Here is an 18,544-nt window from a genome sequence, read left to right on the forward strand (position 1 = left end):
GCAGCGCGCGACGCCGCACCGCGAAGCGGCGGTGCAGCTCCTCCGCCAGCGCGGAGTCGATCGCCTCGCCGACGCTCACGCCGACGCAGCCGGGAGGTCGGCGACCCAGGAGCTGGCGGTCCGCCCGGCGACGACGCGGCCGCGCTTGACCGTCGTGCGCGCGCCGCCGAAGCCGCGCACGATCGTCGTGCGGTCGGCCGCCTCGAAGACGACGAGGTCGGCCGGCTGCCCGGCGGCGACGCTGCCCGCCGCGGTCCCCAGCGCGCGCGCCGCGTTGACCGTCAGCATCTCCCACACGAGGTCGACGCCCTCGACGTGCGAGAGGCCGAGCGCGTGGTAGGCGAGGCGCGCGAGGTCGGCCGGGTCGAGGTTGCCGAACGACTCCCAGTTGTCGTGGAAGTTGCCGGTGCCGGCGGTCACGTTGACGCCCGCCGCGCGCAGCTCGTGCGGCCGCGAGACGCCGCGGTATCTCGTCCCGCTCGACAGGTTCGTCGGGCAGATCGTGACCGACACGCCGGCCTCAGCGACCTTCGCGATCACGCGCGCGGCGTCGGCGTCGGCGTACGTCTCCAGCGCGCCGACGTGGTTGGCGCTGACGCGGCCGCCCATCCCGAGCGCGAGCGTCCGCTCCGCCATCGGCTCCAGCATCCGCTCGGTCGGGTCGGTGAAGTAGTCGATGTTCGCGTCGATCGGGACGCCGAACTCCTGCGACAGCTCGAAGACGAGGTCGAGGTGCGCCAGCTCGTCCTCCTTCGAGTTCTCGTTGTTGGGCCAGCCGCTGACGCAGTCGGCCCCGTCGCGCAGCGCCACGCGCAGCAGGTCCAGGGCGGCGGCGTCCTTCATCAGGCCCTCCTGCGGGAAGGCGGTGACGTGCACGTCGAGCAGGTCGCGGCAGCGCTCGCGGGCGCGCATCACGCCCTCGAACGAGACGAGCCGCGTGATGCTGTCGATGTCGACCTGCGCGCGCAGCAGCCCGATCCCCTGCGCGGCGGCGAGCGTGAAGAAGCGCGTCGCGCGCTCCTCGACGTCCGCGACGGTGAAGCCGGCCTTGAGCGCGACCTGGCGCCGCATCAGGTCGTCGGCGAAGCCGACCTCGCCGATGCGGCTGCGGCTGAACGACTTGTCCGGGTGCGTGTGCGGCTCGACGAACGACGGCGTCACGAGCCCGCCGCGCGCCTCGATCCGGCGGACCGCGACGCGACCGTCGCCGGCGCGCGGGCCGGCCGCCGCGATCGTCTCGCCCTCGACGACGACGTCGACGAGCCCGTCGTGCCCGTGCAGGCGCGCGCCCGCGATCACGAGGTCGGCGAGCGGCGCGCTCATCCGCGCACCCCGTGGCCGGCGGCGCCGAAGCCGTCGCGGTTGACGTCCTTGTAGAGCAGGTAGGTCGTGCGGCTCCAGCCGAGCGCGGCGTAGTGCTGCGGGCAGTACGGCGCCATGTAGACGAAGTCCTCCGCCGTCACCTCGTGCGTGTCGCCGTCGAGGTGGTAGAGGCCCTGTCCCTCCAGCATCCAGAGGCCGTGCTCGTGGTGGTGCAGCTCGACCATCGGGAAGTACGCCCCGGGCTCGAACCGCATCAGGTTCATGCCCATGTCGTAGCGCTGGTCGGTCTCGGTCGGCAGCAGCAGCGCGTAGCTGCCGCCGTCCATCGTGTCCGGCAGCCAGGCGGTGTCGTCGATGTGGCCGGTGAGCGGGTCCGGCGGCTCGAGCGCCTCCACTGCGTCGTAGCGGCGCGTGACCCACAGCGCCCGCGCCGGGCCGTCGACCGCGCGCAGCTCCAGCCCGCGGCCCGGCGGCAGATACGTCCAGCCGCCGGCCTCGAGGACCGTCTCGCCGACCGCGACGCGGCCGTCGAGGCACCAGGCGAAGTGCTCGCGCTCGGGCGCGAGCGGGCGCGACGTCGCGCCGTTCGCCGCCAGCTCCAGCAAGTACTCGCCGAACGCGGCGGGTCGCAGGCGCGGCGTCACGAGCGGGCGGACCACGACGTCGTGCAGGAACGGCAGCGCGTCCTCGACGCGGTTGTCGGGGGTGACGAGCGTGTAGGCGGACGTCAGGCGGCCGCGGGAGCGGCTGACGTAGTCCGCGCGGGGCAGCGGTCCGGTCACGGTGCGGTCCTCGTGTCGGGGTCGGAGGTGGTGACGTAGGCGCCGGCGCGCAGCAGCGCGACGCCGTCGACGGTCAGGTCGGGACGCGCGACGACGACGTCGACGTGGACGTCGGAGCGGTAGTCGGCGCCGGTCCACTCGGGGAACGGGTGACCGAACGCGATGTGGACGCCGGGCACGTTCTCGTCGAAGAGCAGGTTGCCCGAGATCGATGTCAGCGCCGTGTTCGTGCCGATCGCCAGCTCGCCGACGCGGACGCCGTTCTCGTGCTCGGTCAGCCACGCCCACAGCTCGGCGGCGAGCGTGCCGTCGGGGTGTGAGAGCTGGGTCGCGCGGCCGGCGGCGACCTCGATCCGGACCGGCTCGTCCAGCAGGCCGAGGCGGGCGTTGAACGGGTAGCCGATCACGCGCGTGGCGATCGTCCCGTCGGCGCTCAGCGGCGCGCAGAAGGTCTCGCCCTGCGGCAGCCGGCCGCCGCGGCCGGGCTCGGTGTAGAGCCCGGTCATCGGGCTCCAGGCACGGCGCCCGGGCTCGCAGCGCAGCAGCACGTCGGTCCCCTCGGCGTCGCGCACGTGGACCTGCTCGGCGCCGGCGAGCCGCGCGCACGTCGCCTCGGTGAAGCGAGCCACCTCGGCGTAGTCGATCGCCATCCCCTCGCCGAGGCAGCGGGCGTCGAGCCCGGGCATGTGCGCGTGGCGCGTGCCCAGCTCGTCCAGCAGCGACTGGAAGCCGTCGTCCCATGCGAGCAGGTCGGCGTCGTCGACGCCGGCGAAGACGGTCACCGTCGGGCGCTCGGCGCGCAGCGCCGATGCGAAGCGATCGCGCACCTCCTCGTACGGCCGCTCGCCGACCGGGCCGGCGAGCACGAGCGCCGCCGGCGCCAGCTCGCGCGCGGCGACGAGCAGGTGCCGCGCCAGCTCGTGCGTCGGCTCGTCGGTCAGGATCAGGACGCGGTCCTCCAGCCCGACCGCGAGGCACTGGCCCATGACGGTGCGCGCACCGGCGAGCAGCATGTCGGTCGCGACGCTCATGCCGCGGCTCCCCGCGCGAGCGGCGTGAAGCGGCCGCGGCCGGGCGCGGCGCGCACCTCGCCGTCGGCGAAGACGGTCTCGCCGCGGGCGATCGTCGTGACGACGGCGCCGCGCAGCTCGCGCCCCGCGTACGGCGACCACTGGCTCTCCGACAGCTGGCGCGCCGGGTCGAGCACCCACTCCGCGCCCGGGTCGAGCAGCACGAGGTCGGCGTCGGAGCCGAGCGCGATCGCGCCCTTGCGCGGGTACAGGCCGAGCCGTCTCGCGGGCCCGGCGGCGGTCAGCGCGACCAGCTCCGGGACGCCCATCCCGCGGCGGCCGACGGCCGCGTCGAACAGCAGCGGCAGGTACTCCTGCAGGCTCTGGACGCCGTGCGGGCGGTCGAGCGGCGAGCGCTCGCCGGCGAGCTTGTCGGCGACGTCGTAGGGGCAGTGGTCGGTCACGACCATGTCGCCCTCGCCGGCCAGTACGACCTCCCACAGCCGCTCGCGCGCGCTGCGGTCGCGCAGTGGCGGTGCGCAGGTCGCGAGCGCGCCGACGCGCGCGAGGTCGTCGCGGTCGAGCAGCAGGTGGTGGGCGGTCAGCTCGTAGCTGACGTCGAGGCCGCGGGCGCGGGCGGCGAGCACGAGCGAGACGGCCTCCGGCGTGGAGAGGTGGAGCAGATGGACACGCGCGCCGGTCTCGGCGGCCAGCTCCAGCACGAGTCTGACGGCGATCGTCTCGGCGACGGCGGGGCGCGCGTCGGCGGCGGCGAGCGCGTCGGTGCGGCCGCTCGCGCGGATCTCGGCCGTCGCCGCGTCGACCGTCGCGCGGTCCTCCGCGTGCACGAGCGCGAGCCCGCCGACGGCGGCGACGGCGGCGAAGCCCTCGCGCAGCGTCGCCTCGTCCGCCGGCGGCCAGTCCATGTCGTTGCTCGCCATGTACGCCTTGAAGCCGCCCGCGCCGAGCGCGGCCTGGCCGGCGATCTCGCCGATCGAGCCGGCAGCGAGCCCGCCCCACAGGCCGAAGTCGACGACCGCGCCGCGGGCTGCCGCGACCGCCTTGTCGGCATAGCGTTCGGCGGTCGTCACGAGCGGGTCGGTGAACGGGTGCTCGACGACGAACGTGACGCCGCCGGCCGCCGCGCAGCGGGTGCCGTGCGCGAAGTCGGTCGCGACGTCGTCGCCGGGGACGTCGAAGTGGACGTGCGGGTCGATCGCCCCGGGCAGCACGAGCAGGCCGCTCGCGTCGATCGTGCGGTCGGCGCGCAGCGGCGCGGCCGGGTCGAGCAGCTCGGCGACGTGGCCGCCCTCGACCGCGACGTGCAGCCGCTCCAGGCCGCGCGGCGTGAGCACGCCGCCGCCGGCGATCACGGTGCGCACGCGGCGCACCTCCCGCCCACCGACCAGACCGCGCTCTCGCGCGCGGCGACGACGCGCCCGCGCTTGATCGTCGTGCGCTTGCCGGGCAGCGCCGCCAGCGCCAGCTCGACGTCGGGCGCGTCGAAGACGACGAGGTCGGCGGGCGCCCCGGCCTCGACGCGACCGGGGGTCGTGCCGATCGCGGCGGCGGCGCGGTCGGTCACCAGCTCCCACAGCAGCTCGGTCGGGAGGTGCGTGTAGCGGCCGCCGAGCCCGGCGCCGTGGTAGGCCAGCACGGCGCGGTCGAGCGGGTCGAGGTTGCCGAGCAGGTACCAGCCGTCGAACATGTTGTCGCTGCCGGCGCTGACCGGGACGCCGGCCGCCAGCAGCTCGCGCGTGCGCGAGAGCCCGCGCGGGCCGTACTGCGCCGACGTGTTCGCCGGCTGCACGCAGACGTGGATCTGCGCCGCGGCGACGCGGCCGATCACGCGCCGCGCGTCGTCGTCGGGGTAGACCTCCAGGCCGCAGCAGTGGCTCGCCAGCACGCGGCCCTCGAAGCCGCGCGCGAGCGTGCGCTCCGCCAGCGGCTCCAGCATCCGCTCCGCCGGGTCGCAGTAGCAGTCGACGTGCACGTCGAGGTCGGCGTCGAAGCGCTCGGCGAGATCGAAGACGAAGTCGAGGTGGGCGAGCTGCGCCGCCTCGCCGTCCTCGACGTTCGGCCAGCCGCCGACGACGTCGGCGCCCTCGGCCATCGCCTGCACCAGCAGCTCCTGCGCCGGCGCGTCGCGCAGCAGGCCTTCCTGCGGGAAGGCGACGACCTGCACGTCGATCAGGTCGCGCACGCGCTCGCGCGCGGCGAGCACGCCGCGGACGTTCGTCAGCCCGGCGATCGAGTCGACGTCGACGTTCGCGCGCATGCTGCCAACGCCCTGGGAGACCGCGAGCCGGAACGCCTCGGTCGCGCGCGCCTCGACGCCCGCCTCGGTGAAGCCGGCCTTGATCTCGCGCGCCAGCTCGAAGCCGTCCGGCTGCTCGACGCGCCCCCGGCGGCTGAACGCCTTGTCGGGGTGGTAGTGCGGCTCGACGAACGACGGCGAGACGAGCCCGCCGCGCGCGTCGATCCGCTCGATCGCGGGAGCCGGAACGACCGGAGCCGCACCCGCCGCGCCCGCTCCCGCCGCACCGCCGCCGTCGCGCGGCGTCACCGAGCGGATCACGCCATCGGCGATCGCGACGTCGAAGCGCCCCTCGCGGCCGAGCACGCGCGCGTCCTCGATCGACAGATCGGCCGGGGTCACATCAGCAGACACGCTCACCATTCCCATTCGTTGGACGGAAGCCGCACGTCGACCGGGTTCAGGACGACCGCGCCGATCACCGCCTCGACGCCGCGCACCTGGTCGTCGAGGCACATGCTCGCCGTCGGGCGGCCGAGCCGGGCGACGTGCTCGGGCGGGTCGGGCAGGTGCACGAAGCCGGCACGCGTCGGCAGGCCGCGCGTCGCGACGAGGTGCAGCGCGCAGTACATGACGGAGTTGCAGCCGTGCGTGGAGGCGCTGTTGGAGACGACCGCCGGGACGCCCGCGGCGCGCACCGCCTGCACCGCCGCCTTGATCGGCAGCGTCGAGAGGTAGGCGGCCGGACCGCCCTCCACGACCGGCTCGTCGATCGGGCGGCGGTCGCCGTCGGCGAACTGGAAGTCGCGCACGTTGACCGCGACGCGCTCCAGCCGCAGCGTCGTTCTCTCGGAGAAGACGCCGCAGGAGACGATCGCCTCCGGCGGACCCGCCCCGCCCGTGCCGTCCTCGCCGGACAGCAGCGGCTCCAGCGCCTCCAGCGGCGAGTCGTCCCAGTCGAGCGCACGCCCGACGACGCGCCGTCCCTCGACGACGCGGCCGTCGAGCCGCTGCGCGACGAGCGCGCTCGGATTGACGTCGTAGCGCAGCTCGGAGCGCTCGGCCGTGTCGCCGAACGCTCCGTTGCCGGTCACGAGGATCCAACGGTCGGACATCGCGCTACCCCGTCGCTCCCAGGTCGGCCGCCCACGAGTAGGTCAGGTTGACCGCGCTCGTCGGCGCGCCGGTGATCCGCTTGTTGAGGAAGACCGGGTTGTACGGCGTGTAGAGCGGGATCCAGATCTGCGCCTCTACGGCGCGCTCCTGCGCCTCCGCGATCAGTCTGGCGCGCTGCTCCTCGTCGGCCGTGCCGGCCGCCTCGGAGGTGAGGCGCATGAAGTCGGGGTCCTCCCATCTCGCGTAGCCGTAGAAGTTGTCGCCACGCATGTACTGATAGAGCTGGAGCGGGTCGGGGAAGTCCGGCACCCACTGCGAGAACAGCATGTCGACGCCGTCGCGCGCCTTCGCGTCGGAGTAGAGCGCGTTGTAGCTGTTGCCGGCGAGGCTCTTGATCTCCAGCTGCAGCCCGATCTCTCTCGCCGCGCGCTGCATCTCGGCCGCGATCGTCGGCATCTCCTCGCGGTCGCGCGTGATCGCGACGGTGATCGGCTCGCTCGGAGCGCCCGCCTCCTGCACCAGTCTCTTCGCCTCCTCGACCGAGCCGGACGGCTCCGGCAGCGCGTCGTAGGCCGCTCTGTACGTCTCCTTCGCGTAGCCCCACGCGCCCGGCGCGACCGGCGCCTTCAGCGGCTCGGCGGCGCCGTCGAGGACGCTGGAGATGATCCCGTCGCGGTTGATCGCGAGCGACAGCGCTCTGCGGATGCGGACGTCTCTGAGCGGCCCGTCGAGGCTCGTCACCATCGCGACGTAGCTGCCGGCGGCGCGGCCGAACGAGAGCGTCCCGGTCGGCGAGGAGCCGAGTCTCTTGAAGCCCGAGGTCGGCACCTGGTAGGTGCCGTCGATCGTGCCGGAGGCGAGCGCGTTGACGCGCGCGGCCGGGTCGGCGATGAAGTCGACCTCCAGCTGCGCGATCTTCGGCACGCGCTCGGCGTCCCAGTAGCCATCGAAACGCTCCAGCGTGACCGACTGGCCCTTCGTCCAGCTGCCGAAGCTGAACGGCCCGGTGCAGTCGATGCCGCCCTCGGGCGTGCCGTAGCTTCTGCCTCTCTGCTCAAGGAACGCCTTGCTCTCGATCCGGCCGGCGGGCGTCGCGAGCGCGCTCGGCAGCTGCGCGTCGGGACGCTCGAGCTTGATCGTCACCTCGTTCGGGCCGGTCGCCTCGATCTTGCTCACGTTCGCGTAGGCGCCGGCGTAGTAGGAGCCGACGCTTCTGTCGAGGTTGCGGCCGAGGCTGTAGGCGACGTCCTCGGAGGTCAGCGGCGCGCCGCTGTGGAATCTGACGCCGTCGCGCAACGTGTAGACGAGCGTCTTCGGGTTCGGCGCTCTCCAGCCGGTCGCGAGCGCGGGGACGATCTCCATCTCGGGCGTGACCGCGGACAGGCTCTCGCAGACGTTCGCGCCGATCTCCAGCGGCGGGAAGTCGTTCGCGAACGCCCAGTCGAGCGACGCGGGCTCGGCGTAGACCGCCCACGTGACCTTGTCGACGTCGCCCGCCGGCGCCGGCGTGCCGTCGCTCAGCGCGACGCCGCCGCCGGCGGTCGTGCCGCCGCCTTGGGTCGAGGACGACGATCTCGTCGCGCCGCCGCAGGCGGTCGTGCCGGCGGCCAGCAGCGCGCATGCCGCGATGGCCGCGAGCGGCCGCTTCCGAATGCTCTCCACGACTATCCCTCTCGTCCTTCGGCGGCGAGGAAGCGACTCCGCGCCGCCGAGATCTCGTCTGGCTGCCAGCCCGGTCCCGGGAGGGAGTCGAGCAGCAGCTTGGTGTAGGGGTGCTGCGGTGCGGACAGCACCGTGCGCGCCGCCCCGCGCTCGACGATGCGCCCACGGAACATCACGACCACGTCGTCGCAGACGTACTCGACGACGCCGAGGTCGTGACTGACGAAGACGTAGGCGATCTCACGCTCGGCGCGGATCGCGGTCAGCAGGTTGAGGACCTGCGCCTGCACGGAGATGTCGAGCGCCGCGACCGCCTCGTCGAGCACGAGCACGCGCGGCTCGGCCGCCAGCGCCCGCGCGATCGCGGCGCGCTGGCGCTGCCCGCCCGAGAGCTGCCGCGGCAGCGCCGCCGCGTTGCGCTCGGTCAGGCCGACCTGGTCCATCAGCTCGGACGCTCTGCGCCGCCGGTCGGCCGGCGAGAGGTCGAAGTGCAGCCGCAGGACCTCCTCGATGCAGCCGCCGGCCGTCTGGCGCGGGTCGAGCGACAGGTACGGGTCCTGGAAGACCATCTGGATCGCGCGGGCACGGGCGCGGCGACGGGCGCGCGACAGCCAACCGCTCGCGCGCGGCTCGCCGAGCAGCGCGATCCCGCCGTCGTCGGGATCCTCCAGGCCGACGAGCATCCGCGCCGTCGTCGTCTTGCCGGAGCCCGACTCGCCGACGATCCCGAGCGCGCCGCCGGGCGGCACGTCGAAGGTCACGTCGTCGACCGCCACCAGCGGGCCGAAGGTCTTGCGCAAACCCTCGACGCGGACGACCGGCGCCGTCTCAGCGACCGCTGCCATGTCCCACCTCCTGCGTGCTCGTGGTCGTCGGCAGCAGCGCGCCCAGCTCCGCCTCGCGGCGACACGCCGACCGTCCGCCGGCGATCGCTGCCAGCGGCGGCCGCGCCTGCTCGCAGGCGTCGGTGACGTAGGCGCAGCGGGTGCTGAAGACGCAGCCGGCCGGCGCCTCGTGCAGCCCCAGCGGCCGCCCCGGGATCGCCGACAGGCGCTCGCCGTCGGCGACGCGCCGCGGGCTCGACGCGAGCAGCCCGGCCGTGTACGGATGGCGCGGGTTCTCGAACAGCGCCGCGGACGGCTGCTGCTCGACGATCGTGCCGGCGTACATCACGTTGATGCGGTCGCAGACGGCGGCGGCCAGCTCGAGGTCGTGCGTGACGAGCAAGACGGTCAGTCCGCGCTCGTCGCGCAGTCTGCGCAGGATCGCCATGATCTCCGCCTGCGTCGTGACGTCAAGCGCGGTCGTCGGCTCGTCAGCCAGCAGCACCTCCGGCTCGCACGCGAGCGCCGAGGCGATCATCACGCGCTGCAGCATGCCGCCCGACAGCTCGTGCGGGAACTGCTTCAGGTGGTGCTCGGCGCGCTCCAGGCCGACGGCGAGCAGCAGCTCCTTCGCACGCTCCCGCGCCGCATCCTTCGCGACGCCGTTGCGGACCATGCCCTCCGTCAGGAAGTCGCCGATCCGGCGCGCCGGATTGATGTGCGCGCGGGGGTCCTGGAAGATGATCGAGACACGCTTGCGGCGGATCTCGCGCAGCTCCTCGGGCGGGCACGTCAGCACGTCGACGTCGCCGACGGTCACGCTCCCGCTGACCTGCGCGCCGCGCGGCAGCAGGCCGAGCACGGAGCGCAGCGTCATCGACTTGCCCGAGCCGGACTCGCCGACGAGGCCGACGACCTCGCCGCGCTCGCAGCGCACGCCGACGCCGCCGAGGATGTCGCGGCGCGCAGCGCCCTCGCCGAGCGCAAGCGAGAGGTTCGTGATCTCCAGCGCCGCGCTCATCGGTCGGTCTTCCCGACGCGCGCGGCGATACCCTCGCCGACGAGGTTGAACGCGACGACGGTGACGACGATCACGATGCCGACCGACAGCGGGCCGATCGTCGCGCCCTGCAGCAGCGCCGACTGCGCCTCGGAGATCATCGTCCCCCAGTCCGCCGTCGGCGGCTGCACGCCGAAGCCGAGGAACGACAGCCCGGCGAGGTCGATCAGCGCGTAGCCGAACAGCAGCGCCGACTGCGCGAGCAGGAACGGCGCGAGGTTCGGCAGCAGGTGGCGCAGGCAGATCCACCACGCGCTGAAGCCCTGCAGGTCGAGCGCGGCGAGGTACGGCCGCTCGCGCTCGCGCAGCGCGACGCCGCGCGTCAGCCGTGCCATATAGGGGATGTAGGCGAAGATCAGCGCCGGCACGACGGCCTTCAGGCCGGCGCCGAACATCGCGACGGCGAGCATCGCGAGCATCAGGCCGGGGAACGCCCATGCGATCTCGATCACGCGCGAGAGGACGCGGTCGGTCCAGCCGCCTCGCCACGCCGCGAGCACGCCGAGCAGGACGCCGAACGTGGTCGCGCCGACGACGACGAGCAGCGGCGCGATCAGGCTCGTGCGGCTGCCGTAGATGATCCGCGAGAGCGTGTCGCGGCCGGCCTCGTCGGTGCCGAGCGGGTGCGCGGCCGAGCTGCCCGCGAGCGACTGCGAGAGGTCGACGGCGTTGGGGTCGTGCGGCGCGATCAGCGGCGCGAAGACGGCCGTCAGCGTCAGCAGCACCAGCACGGCGACGCCGAACCAGAACAGCGCGCCGCCGCCGAGCCGGCGGAAGACGCCGAGGCCGCGCGACAGCTGCGGGGTGGGGATCTCGACTGCGGTGCTCATCGCTTCCTCCCGCGCACGCGGGGATCGATCCAGGGGTAGGCGATGTCGACGATCGCGTTCGTCACGACGAAGGCGCCGACGATCAGCAGCACGCCGGCCTGCACGACGGGGAAGTCCTTCGCGTTGACCGCCTGCACGAGCAGGGAGCCGACGCCGCTGAGGCCGAAGACCGTCTCGACCAGCGTCGTGATCACGAGCAGGCTGGAGACCAGCAGGCCGGCGAGCGTCGCGATCGGCCCGAGCGCGTTGCGGAAGGCGTGACGCCAGATCACCGCGCGCTCGGGGACCCCGCGCGCACGGGCGGTCTCGACGTACTCGGCGTTCAGCTCCGACTCCATCGCCGAGCGGGTCGCGCGGGCGACGAGCGCGACCGAGCTGATCGCGAGCGCGATCGCCGGCAGCGTCAGGTGCCATACGCGGTCGAGGAAACCCGAGCCGTTGCCGAAGGCCGGGAACCAGCCGAGCTTCACCGAGAAGATCGTGACGAGGAAGATCGCCGCCACGAACGCCGGCGTCGCCGTGCCGATCGACGTCACGACGAGCACGATCGAGTTGACCGTGCCGCGCTTGACGGCGGCCAGCACGCCGAGGCCGATGCCGACGACGAAGATCAGCAGCGCCGCGTAGCCGACGAGGAACAGCGTCGTCGGCAGCCGCGACTCGATCAGCCCGGAGACCGACTGGCGGAACTGCAGCGAGCGGCCGAAGTCGCCCTGCACCGCGTTCGTCAGCCAGTTCCAGTACTGCACGATGAACGGGTCGTCCAGGCTGTACTGGGCCCGCACCGCTCTCAGCGTCTCGGCCGTCACGGAGTTGCCGCGCACGAGGAAGTTCTCCGGGCTGCCCGGCGCCAGATGCAGCGACAGGAAGACCAGGAACGACGCGGCGAGGCAGATCAGCACCAGCGTCGCGAGCCGCCCGAGGATGAACGTTCGCATCGTCGCGCTCGCTCAGCCGGCGGAGCCGATCGCGGCGGCCCACGGGTAGTGGAGCTGGACGTAGCTCGCCGGCGCCCCCGTGATCCGCTTGTTCATGAAGAGCGTGTTGTAGGGCGCGTAGAGCGGGATCCACAGCAGCTCGTCGACGACGATTCTCTGCGCGCCGGTCACCAGCTCTGCCTTTCTCTGCTCGTCGGTCGTGCGCGACGCGTCGTTCAGCAGCGCGTCGAGTCTCGGGTCCGAGAAGCCGGCGAAGTTGTAGAAGTTGCCGCTCTTGAAGTACTCGTAGATCTGGAGCGGGTCGGCGAAGTCGGTGCCCCACGCGGTCAGGTAGAGGTCGATCCCCTTGCGCGCGTCCTCGCTCGTGTAGACGGCGTCGTACTGGTCCGGCGGGATCTGTCTCTGGACGACCTTCAGCCCGATCTGCTCGCCGGCCGCCTGGATCGCGGCGCCGATGACGGGGACCTCGGCGTCACGCGAGGTGACGGAGATCGTGATCGGCTGCTTCGGCGCGCCGGCCTCCTGCACCAGTCTTCTGGCCGCGTCGACGTCGCGCTGCGTGACCTCGAGGCCGTCCCACGCGCTTCTGAACGTCTCCTTCGCGTAGCCCCAGGTGCCGGGGACGGCGGGCGCCCGCGACGGCTGCGCGGCGCCGGCGAGGACCGATCTGACGATCCCCTCGCGGTCGATCGCCATCGACAGCGCCTGACGGATGCGGACGTCTCTGAGCGGCCCGTCGGTGTTCAGGACGATCGCGTTGAAGCCCTGCGTCGAGGGGCCGTAGAAGACTCTGCCGGTCGCCGAGCCGTTCAGTCTCGCGAGCGCGGACGGCGGCACGAACCACGAGCCGTCGACCGTGCCGGACAGCAGCGCGTTGGTGCGCGCGGCGGGGTCGCGGATGATCTGGAAGACGAACTCGCCCGCCTTCGGCTTCAGCGCCGTGTCCCAGTAGGCGTCGTCGGCGGCGAGGGCGATCTCCTGGCCCTTCTCCCACTTCGCGAGCTTGTAGGGGCCGACGCAGTCGACGCTGCCCTCAGGCGTGCCGTACGACTTGCCCTCGGCTTTGACCGTTCTCTCGCTGCCGATGATCCCGGCGGGCGTCGACATGTACGCGTTGAACATCGAGTCGGGTCGTCTGAGCGTGACGGTCACCTCGCTCGGACCGGTCTTGGCGATCGTCTTGACGTTCGCGAAGGCCTGGCCCCAGAACGAGCCGACCTTCGGGTCGATGTTCCGCTTCAGGCTGAAGACGACGTCGTTCGCGGTCAGCGGCGCGCCGCCGTGGAAGGTCGCGCCGTCGCGGATCTCGTAGACCCAGGTCGTCGGCGTCGGGTTCGAGAATCTCGCGGCGAGCGCGGGCTGGAGCGAGAAGTCGGGCGCCTGGCGGACGAGCCCGTCGCAGACGTTCGCGAGCACCTGGCCGGCGAAGAAGTCGGCGTTGAGGACCCAGTCGAGCGAGGCGGGCTCGGCGGTCAGCGCCCACGTGACGCGGTCGGTCGTGCCGCTCGCGGCGGGGGTCGTGACGGTCGGCTCGGCGCCGGCCGGCGGGCCGGCTCTGGCGCCGTCGCCGGAGCCGCTGTCGGTCGCGCCGCCGCAGGCGCTGAAGAGGGTTGCCGCGGCGACGGCCGCGGTGGCCAGGGAAAGGGTGGTGGTACGACGGGTCATCTCGCCTCCGTGGGGGGAACGCGCGGGCCGGGCGACGCGGTCATGCCGCGCCGTCGCGCTCGAGGGACGCCTGCGAGAGCGCGCCGGAGACGAGGCGACTGATGTTCGCCTGCGCCCCCTCGATGTGCTTCTGCATCAGGTCGGCGGCACGTGTCGGTTCGCGCGCCGCGATCAGCTCGAGGATCTGCTGGTGGTCGTGGCGCGTGCGCTCGACGCGGTCGGCGTCGAGGAAGTCGAGCTTGCGCAGCACCGAGATGCGGTCGTTGATCCGCTCCAGCGTCGTGATCAGGAGCTCGTTCTGCGACAGCCGCGCGATCCCCATGTGGACGCGCAGCTCGGCCGCCAGCGCCTCCTCGGCGCCGGGGTTCTCCGTCCGCAGCGGCTCGTCCCACGTCTCGCGCAGCTTCGCGAGGGCTCCCTCCCAGCCCCGCTCGCAGGCCTGCTCGACGGACAGCCGCTCGATCGAGATCCGCACGCGGTACATGTCCTCGAACTCGCGCAGGTCGAACGGCCGTGCGACGCGGGCGCCGTTCATCGCGACGACGAGGCCCTCCTGCACGAGCCGCTGGAGGGCGCTGCGGATCGGCGTGCGGCTCGTGTTGAAGCGGGCCGACAGCTCGGTCTCCGTCAGGCGCGCGCCGGGGCTCACGCGGAAATGCGTGATCTCCTCCTTGAGCACCTCGTAGACCTCGTCGTCCTGAACTCGCGGCATCCCTCTCCTCGGGCACCTCGTTGTGTACAACAAGCATGCAGAACGTACTCAGGGACCTCGTCGTGTGTCAACCCTCACACAGGAGTGGGCGCGCAAGAGCACCCCGCACGACGACGAACTCCCTGCAAAGAGGGAGTTTCAGCGGAAGGTCAGAGGACCCGTCAGTGGCGGCCGGACGCGCGGTCCACGAGGCTGCCGAGGCGCGACGGACGGCCGCTGCGGGTCTCGATCCGGTCGGCCTGGCGGTAGAGCGCGTAGACGCCGTGGATCATCGGCCAGCGCAGCGGCTCGGGCTCCCACTTCGCCGGCCGGCGCCCGACCCACGGCAGCGCGGTCAGCTCGCTGCGGCGCCCGAGCACGAGGTCGCGCAGCGTGCGGCCGGCGAGGTTCGTCGTCGCGACGCCCTCGCCGACGTAGCCGCCGGCCCACGCGATCCCGGTCGCCTGATCGGCCGCGGCCGAGATGCACCAGTCGCGCGGCACGCCGAGCACGCCGGACCAGGCGTGCGCGATCGGCGCGGCGGCGGTCGCGGGGAACAGCGCGTGCAGCTTCTCGCGCAGCGCGGCGACCGTCTCCGGGGCCGTCACGCCGGCGCGCTCGGTGCGCGAGCCGTAGCGGTACGGCACGCCGCGGCCGCCGATCGCGATGCGGTCGTCGGCGGTGCGCTGCGCGTAGACGTAGACGTGCGCGCCGTCGCTCAGCGTCTCGCGCCCCTCCCAGCCGATCTGCGCCCACGCCTCGGCGGGCAGCGGCTCGGTCACGATCATCGAGCTGTTCATCGGCACGAGCGCACGCTTGAGGCCGTGCAAGGTCGACGTGTAGCCCTCCGTCGCGCGCACGATCCAGCGCGCACGCACGTCGCCGCGCGCGGTCCGCGCGACGCGCGGCGCGATCTCCGTCACCGCCGTCTGCTCGTGGATCGTCACGCCGAGCCGTTCGACCGCGTCAGCGAGCCCGTGCACGAGCTTCGCCGGGTGGACGCGGGCGCAGTGCGGCGTGAAGGTGCCGGCGCGCGCCCCGGCGACGCGCACGCGCGCCGCCAGCTCGGCGGCGTCGAGCAGCCGCAGGTCGTCCTCGCCGACGCCCCATTCGCGTCCGGCCGCGACGCCGCCCCGCAGGTGCGCGGCCTGCGCCTCGCCGACGGCGACCGCGACGTTGCCGCCCTTGACCCAGTCGGCGTCGATCCGCTCCGCCGCGACGACGCGGCCGACCTCGTCGACCGTCGCGAACATCTCGCGCTGGAGCGCGGCCGCGGCGCCGCGGCCGCCGCGGCGCGCGTAGACCTTCGGCGGGCCGGAGATGAAGCCCGAGACCCAGCCGCCATTGCGACCGGAGGCGCCGAAGCCGGCGAACTCGCGCTCCAACACGACGATCCGCAGCGACGGGTCGGCCTGTTTGAGGTAGTACGCCGTCCACAGGCCGGTGTAGCCGGCGCCGACGATCGCGACGTCGGCCTCGATCGAGCCCGCCAGCGGCGCGCGGCGCGCGCCGCCACCGCCGAGCGAGTGCATCCAGAAGCCTGTCTCGTCACGCATGGGCGCCATTCTGCGTTGCACCGGACGCGTGACCCAGTGACGCCCTGTCATGCACGGCAGACGCGAACGTGACGGTCTGATCGCATGCGGCGGATCGCACCGCTCCTATGCTCGCAGCATGAGAAGCCCCTTCGCCGTGCGCGTGAGCGAGCTGACGCTCACCCCGCTCGATCCACAGCCCGACCACGACGTCGTCGCGGGCGATCCCGTCGTCTCGCTGCTGGAGCTGTCGACCTCGGACGACGGCCGCGTCGAGCGCGGCGTCTGGCAGATCACCCCCGGCGTCGTGCGCGACGTCGAGGCCGACGAGCTGTTCGTCGTGATCTCCGGCAGCGCGACGATCGAGTTCGACGACGGCGCGCCGGCGCTCGACGTCGGCCCCGGCGACGCCGCGATCCTGCCGGCCGGCGCGCGCACGACGTGGACGATCCACGAGACGCTGCGCAAGGTCTACCAAGCGACCGTCTGAGCGCCCGGGGGCGCCGGGCAGCGCCGCCGTCTAGCTGTCGAAGCCGAGCCCGAGCCGGTCGAGCGTGCGCAGCCACAGGCCGCGCTCGCCGGCGTTGCGGTCGGCGGCGGCGAGCCGGTTGCGGGTCAGCTGGATCACGCCCGAGCGCAGTGGCTCGGGCGGGAACGGGACCGGCTTGCTGCGCACGTAGCGCAGCGCGGTCGCCTCCGTCTGGCGGCCGTCGACGAGGTCGAGCGCGACCTGCGCGCCGAAGCGCGTCGCGCCGACGCCGAGGCCGGTGTAGCCGACGGCGTAGGAGACACGGCCGCCGTGCGCGGTCCCGAAGAAGACCGAGAAGCGGCTGCACGTGTCGATCGCGCCGCCCCAGCGGTGCGTGAAGCGCACGCCGTCCAGCTGCGGGAACGTGATCGCGAAGTGCTGCGAGAGCCGCGCGAAGGTCGCGTCGTGCTGGTCGTGGTCGGGTCCGACCGGACCGCCGTAGCGGTAGACGGCGTCGTAGCCGCCCCACAGGATGCGGTTGTCGTCGGTCAGGCGGTAGTAGTGGAACTGGTTGCCGGGGTCGCCGATCCCCTGCCGCTCGGCCCAGCCGATCGACGTCAGCTGCGCGGCGCTCAGCGGCTCGGTCACGAGCACGTAGTCGTAGACCGGCGCGATGTAGTGGCGCAGCGAGCGCAGCAGTGGCGGGAAGGCGCTCGTCGCCAGCAGCACGCGGCGCGCGCGCACGCTCCCGCCCGGCACCGCGACGTCGACCGCGTCGCCGGCCCGTCTGAGCCCGGTCGCGGGCGTCTGCTCGTGGATCCGCACGCCGAGCCGGCGCGCCGCGTCCGCGAGCCCGACCGCCAGCTTCGCCGGGTCGACGATCGCCGCGCCGCTCTTGTCCCAGACGCCGCCGCGGTAGATCGGCGAGGCGATCTGCTCGCGCATCGCGGCGCCGTCGAGCAGCTCGACGTCGTGGCCGTAGCGGCGCAGCAGCTCGGCCTCCTCCTCCAGCCACGGCTCCTGGTGCGGCTCGACGGCGACCATCAGCTCGCCGGTCTCCTCGAAGTCGCACGCGACGCCGAGCCGGTCGAGGTCGGCGCGCAGACCGGCGTAGTTCTCCTGCCCGAGCCGTTCGAGCACGGCCAGCTCGTCGGCGAAGCGTGCCTCGCCGTTGGAGATCCCGTGCGTCAGCGAGGCGACGAGGAAGCCGCCGTTGCGGCCGCTGGCGCCGAAGCCGATCGTCTGCGACTCCAGCAGCACGACGTCGCGCGCGGGGTCGGCGGTCTTGGCTCCGATCGCCGCCCACAGGCCGGTGAAGCCGCCGCCGACGATGCAGAGGTCGGCGTCGGCCGGCCCGGTGAGCGGCGCGTCGGGCACGCGCCGCGGCAGGCGGTCGAGCCAGAACGAGCGCCCGACCGCGTCGGCGTAGGCCGCGCGATGGGCGTGCGTCGGAGGTGACTCGGGCCAGACGGATGGCGTGACGTGCGTGCTCATGGTGCGGGATGGTCGCCGCGCGGGCCGCGCGAGCGCAAGCGCCGGAACGTCGCATCACCGCCGCGGCGGTGACACGGAACGTCAGACGGAGCGGTCCTCGGAGTGCGCCGCGAGCCGCGCCTCGAGCCCGTCGAGCAGGCAGCCGAGGCCGAACTCGAAGCTGTCCAGTCTCGTCTCGTAGCCGCCCTCCGCGTAGGTCGCCGAGATCGTCGGATAGCGCTCAGGATCGAAGTACTGCTGCCAGAAGTCGGTGCGCTCCTCCCACCACTGCTCGTCGCTGATGCCGGTCTTCGCCTCCGCCTGCTGCGCCTGGACGACGGCGCGCGCCGCGCCGGCGACATAGGTCGCGAACAGCTCGACGGCAGCCTGCGTCTCGGCCGCGTCGAGGCCGCTCTCGTGCACGATCGCCATCAGCCACTCATAGGTGTCCATCACGTTCGGGCCGAGCGGCGGCCGGTTGCCGGCGACGACCTCCAGCAGCCAGGGATGACGCAGGTAGGTCGCGAGCGATTCGCGCCCGGCCTCCTCCAGCCGCGCGCGCCAGCCGCGGCCGGCGGCGGGGTGGCGCGGCTCGTCACCGAGCGCGCGCTCGAACATCAGGTCGAGCAGCTCGCCCTTGCCGGGGACGTAGCGGTAGAGCGACATCGCGCCGACGCCGAGCCGCTCGGCGATCCTGCGCATCGAGACGGCGGCGAGCCCGTCGCTGTCGGCCAGCTCGACCGCCGCCTCGACGATCCGCTCGACGCTGAGGCCGGGCTTGGGGCCGCGGCTCCGCCGCTCCCGCCCGCCCCAGAGCAGCTTCAGCGTTATCTCGGCATCGCCCATGCCGGTGCGGGGTTCGTCGGCCATTGCAGGAGAGCGTACAACTGCGTATGGTGTACGCACTAC

At 73.2% G+C, this 18,544-nt stretch carries 17 protein-coding genes; 1 reads left to right on the forward strand and 16 read right to left on the reverse strand.

The window, feature by feature from the left end; genetic code table 11:
• Nucleotides 1-75 precede the first annotated feature (75 nt).
• From CWOE_RS28625 to CWOE_RS28690, 14 genes are all read right to left on the reverse strand, one after another.
• Complete coding sequence (locus CWOE_RS28625; protein WP_012937152.1) at nt 76-1,323, reverse strand: amidohydrolase family protein; 1,248 nt, start codon at nt 1,321-1,323, stop codon at nt 76-78.
• Complete coding sequence (allE, locus tag CWOE_RS28630) at nt 1,320-2,105, reverse strand: (S)-ureidoglycine aminohydrolase (RefSeq protein ID WP_012937153.1); 786 nt, start codon at nt 2,103-2,105, stop codon at nt 1,320-1,322. Before allE ends, CWOE_RS28625 begins: the two co-directional genes overlap by 4 nt.
• Complete coding sequence (locus tag CWOE_RS28635) at nt 2,102-3,136, reverse strand: aminopeptidase (RefSeq protein ID WP_012937154.1); 1,035 nt, start codon at nt 3,134-3,136, stop codon at nt 2,102-2,104. Before CWOE_RS28635 ends, allE begins: the two co-directional genes overlap by 4 nt.
• Complete coding sequence (locus CWOE_RS28640; protein ID WP_012937155.1) at nt 3,133-4,497, reverse strand: dihydroorotase; 1,365 nt, start codon at nt 4,495-4,497, stop codon at nt 3,133-3,135. The genes CWOE_RS28635 and CWOE_RS28640 overlap by 4 nt, the downstream gene beginning before the upstream one ends.
• Entirely contained in the window at nt 4,485-5,774 is a 1,290-nt protein-coding gene (locus CWOE_RS28645; RefSeq protein ID WP_041731136.1) for an amidohydrolase family protein, read from the reverse strand. The genes CWOE_RS28640 and CWOE_RS28645 overlap by 13 nt, the downstream gene beginning before the upstream one ends.
• 14 nt (nt 5,775-5,788) lie before the next feature.
• Complete coding sequence (locus tag CWOE_RS28650) at nt 5,789-6,487, reverse strand: pyroglutamyl-peptidase I family protein (RefSeq protein WP_012937157.1); 699 nt, start codon at nt 6,485-6,487, stop codon at nt 5,789-5,791.
• Nucleotides 6,488-6,491: 4 nt separating this feature from the next.
• Nucleotides 6,492-8,150: an ABC transporter substrate-binding protein gene (locus CWOE_RS28655; RefSeq protein ID WP_012937158.1), complete on the reverse strand. Its 1,659-nt coding sequence runs from the start codon at nt 8,148-8,150 to the stop codon at nt 6,492-6,494.
• Nucleotides 8,151-8,152: 2 nt separating this feature from the next.
• Complete coding sequence (locus tag CWOE_RS28660) at nt 8,153-8,995, reverse strand: ABC transporter ATP-binding protein (protein WP_012937159.1); 843 nt, start codon at nt 8,993-8,995, stop codon at nt 8,153-8,155.
• On the reverse strand, nt 8,979-9,995 hold the full coding sequence (locus tag CWOE_RS28665; RefSeq protein WP_012937160.1) for an ABC transporter ATP-binding protein: 1,017 nt from the start codon (nt 9,993-9,995) through the stop codon (nt 8,979-8,981). The genes CWOE_RS28660 and CWOE_RS28665 overlap by 17 nt, the downstream gene beginning before the upstream one ends.
• A complete protein-coding gene (locus CWOE_RS28670) occupies nt 9,992-10,864 on the reverse strand; it encodes an ABC transporter permease (RefSeq protein ID WP_012937161.1) in 873 nt (290 codons plus the stop codon). Before CWOE_RS28670 ends, CWOE_RS28665 begins: the two co-directional genes overlap by 4 nt.
• The gene (locus CWOE_RS28675) at nt 10,861-11,802 is read right to left on the reverse strand and encodes an ABC transporter permease (protein ID WP_012937162.1); all 942 of its coding nucleotides are present in this window, start codon (nt 11,800-11,802) and stop codon (nt 10,861-10,863) included. The genes CWOE_RS28670 and CWOE_RS28675 overlap by 4 nt, the downstream gene beginning before the upstream one ends.
• Nucleotides 11,803-11,814: 12 nt before the next feature.
• Nucleotides 11,815-13,467, reverse strand: a complete 1,653-nt coding sequence (locus CWOE_RS28680) for an ABC transporter substrate-binding protein (RefSeq protein ID WP_012937163.1) — start codon at nt 13,465-13,467, stop codon at nt 11,815-11,817.
• A 40-nt stretch (nt 13,468-13,507) separates the two neighbouring features.
• Entirely contained in the window at nt 13,508-14,179 is a 672-nt protein-coding gene (locus tag CWOE_RS28685) for a GntR family transcriptional regulator (protein WP_012937164.1), read from the reverse strand.
• Nucleotides 14,180-14,340: 161 nt separating this feature from the next.
• Nucleotides 14,341-15,723, reverse strand: coding sequence for an NAD(P)/FAD-dependent oxidoreductase (locus tag CWOE_RS28690; RefSeq protein WP_012937165.1), 1,383 nt, complete (start codon nt 15,721-15,723; stop codon nt 14,341-14,343).
• 109 nt (nt 15,724-15,832) lie between these two features.
• On the opposite strand from CWOE_RS28690, the gene CWOE_RS28695 reads away from it, so the two are divergent.
• Nucleotides 15,833-16,183 carry a cupin domain-containing protein gene (locus CWOE_RS28695; protein WP_012937166.1) on the forward strand — a complete coding sequence of 117 codons (351 nt, stop codon included), beginning with the start codon at nt 15,833-15,835 and terminating at the stop codon, nt 16,181-16,183.
• A 30-nt stretch (nt 16,184-16,213) separates the two neighbouring features.
• On the opposite strand, the gene CWOE_RS28700 is transcribed toward CWOE_RS28695, so the two are convergent.
• Both CWOE_RS28700 and CWOE_RS28705 read right to left on the reverse strand, forming a co-directional pair.
• The gene (locus CWOE_RS28700; RefSeq protein WP_012937167.1) at nt 16,214-17,656 is read right to left on the reverse strand and encodes an NAD(P)/FAD-dependent oxidoreductase; all 1,443 of its coding nucleotides are present in this window, start codon (nt 17,654-17,656) and stop codon (nt 16,214-16,216) included.
• 81 nt (nt 17,657-17,737) lie between these two features.
• Nucleotides 17,738-18,505, reverse strand: a complete 768-nt coding sequence (locus CWOE_RS28705; protein WP_012937168.1) for a TetR/AcrR family transcriptional regulator — start codon at nt 18,503-18,505, stop codon at nt 17,738-17,740.
• Between the last annotated feature and the right edge of the window lie 39 nt (nt 18,506-18,544).

The sequence above is a fragment of the Conexibacter woesei DSM 14684 genome, assembly GCF_000025265.1.
GTDB classification, from domain to species: domain Bacteria; phylum Actinomycetota; class Thermoleophilia; order Solirubrobacterales; family Solirubrobacteraceae; genus Conexibacter; species Conexibacter woesei.